This window comes from Rhodoferax sp. (assembly GCF_037143375.1).
Lineage (GTDB): Bacteria > Pseudomonadota > Gammaproteobacteria > Burkholderiales > Burkholderiaceae_C > Rhodoferax.
The window spans coordinates 1-1,855 of the sequence record NZ_JBAWYV010000303.1 but is presented as its reverse complement, the minus strand read 5'-3'; the positions used below and the strand labels follow the sequence as shown (position 1 = coordinate 1,855).

Below are 1,855 nucleotides of genomic sequence, written 5' to 3'. Positions count from 1 at the left end.
AAGGTCAAAGCCATGAAAAAAACGACATCCCCCGCCCAGCCCTCAGAGCAGCAACGCAAGGTGGCCAAGTCCATCGACGACGCGTTTCACACGCAACTGGCCAAGGCCAACAAGGGCATGCCGTCGATTTCATTGACCTTGGCCTACGCCGACTGGGCCATGCATCTGGCGGCCTCGCCGGGTCAGCAACTGCTGCTGGCTCAGCACGCGCTGGCCCTGAGCAAACAAGTCCTCGGTACCGCCATGCAGCCCGAAAGCGCTGCGGTGGATGCCGACGGCAAACCCGTGCGTGAAATGGACCCCCGCTTTACCGACGTCGGTTGGAGCAAATGGCCCTTCAACGTCATGAAAGAAAGCTTCAAAGCCAGCGACACCTGGTGGCGTGAATCCACCGAAGTCGACGGCCTGTCCAAACACAGCCAGCATCTGGTGAACTTCTACACCCGTCAAAAATTGGACGCCATGGCGCCCTCCAACTTTGCGCTGACCAACCCCGAAGTGCTACGCGTCGCCAAAGAAACCCAAGGCCAAAGCTGGATCAAGGGCTACCAGAACTACGCCAAAGACCTGCAAGCGGCCCAAAAAGCCCGCCACGCCAGCGACGAAGACAAACTCAAGACCCTGGACTTCGAAGTCGGCAAAGACGTCGCCATCACCCCGGGCAAAGTGGTCTACCGCAACCACCTGATCGAACTCATCCAGTACACCCCGACCACCGCCAAGGTGTACCCCGAGCCGCTCCTGATCGTGCCGTCCAACATCATGAAGTACTACATCCTGGACCTCTCGCCCGAGAACTCCATGGTGCGCTACCTGGTGGCCCAAGGCCACACCGTGTTCATGATCTCCTGGCGAAACCCGGACGCCAGCGACCGTGACGTCGGCATGCAGGACTACCTGCAAATGGGCGTCATGCAAGCCATGGCTGAGGTCAAGACCCTCACCAAAGCGCCACGCATCCACACCCTGGGCTACTGCCTGGGCGGCACCTTCCTGGCCATCGTCGCCGCAGCGATGGGCCACGGCGAAGGCAAGTCTCACCGTCAAGTGCGCGGCCAGAACCCGCACCGCCGCGAAGAAGACGCCACCGGCCTGGACAGCTTGCCAGAACTCGCCAGCGTCACCCTGCTGGCGGCGCAAACCGAATTCAGCGAACCCGGCGAACTCGGCGTCTTTATTGACGACGACCAACTCAACACCCTGCGCCAGTCAATGGCCCGCACCGGCTACCTCTCAGGTCGCCAGATGGCCGGCTCCTTCCAGTTCATGAACTCGCGCGACCTGATCTGGTCACGCAACACCCGGCGTTACCTGCTGGGCCAGGACGAAGTCGGCAACGACATGATGAGCTGGAACGCCGACCTGACGCGCCTGCCCGAGCGCATGCACAACGAATACCTGTCCTCGCTGTTTCTGAACAACGCGCTGGCCTCGGGTCACTACCGCGTGGGCGGCGTGGGCGTCACCCTGACCGACATCAAGGCGCCGATGCTGGTGGTCGGCACCGTGCGTGACCACGTCTCGCCGTGGCACTCGGTCTACAAAATCCATCAACTCGTGGAAACCCAGGTCACCTTCGTGCTGGCCGCTGGCGGTCACAACGCGGGCATCATCTCCGAGCCGGGCCATGCGCGTCGCAGCTACCAGATCGCCTGCACCGAAAAAGGGGCTGGTTGGGTCGAGCCCGATGCCTGGGTGGCCACGGCTCCGCTGATCGAGGGTTCATGGTGGGAAGCCATGCACACCTGGCTGGTCGAGCGCTCGGGCAAGCGTGTGGCACCGCCTGCGATGGATGCGGCCAAGGTGCTGTGCGATGCACCCGGCGAGTTCATCATGGTGCGCTATGCCGACTGAT

1 protein-coding gene is annotated in these 1,855 nt (G+C 62.2%); it reads left to right on the top strand.

Annotated features, from left to right (window positions below):
- Window positions 1-1,854 (top strand): poly-beta-hydroxybutyrate polymerase N-terminal domain-containing protein (locus WCG50_RS19250; RefSeq protein ID WP_336901206.1); only part of this gene is annotated, 1,854 nt, incomplete at its 5' end.
- Window position 1,855 lies beyond the last annotated feature (1 nt).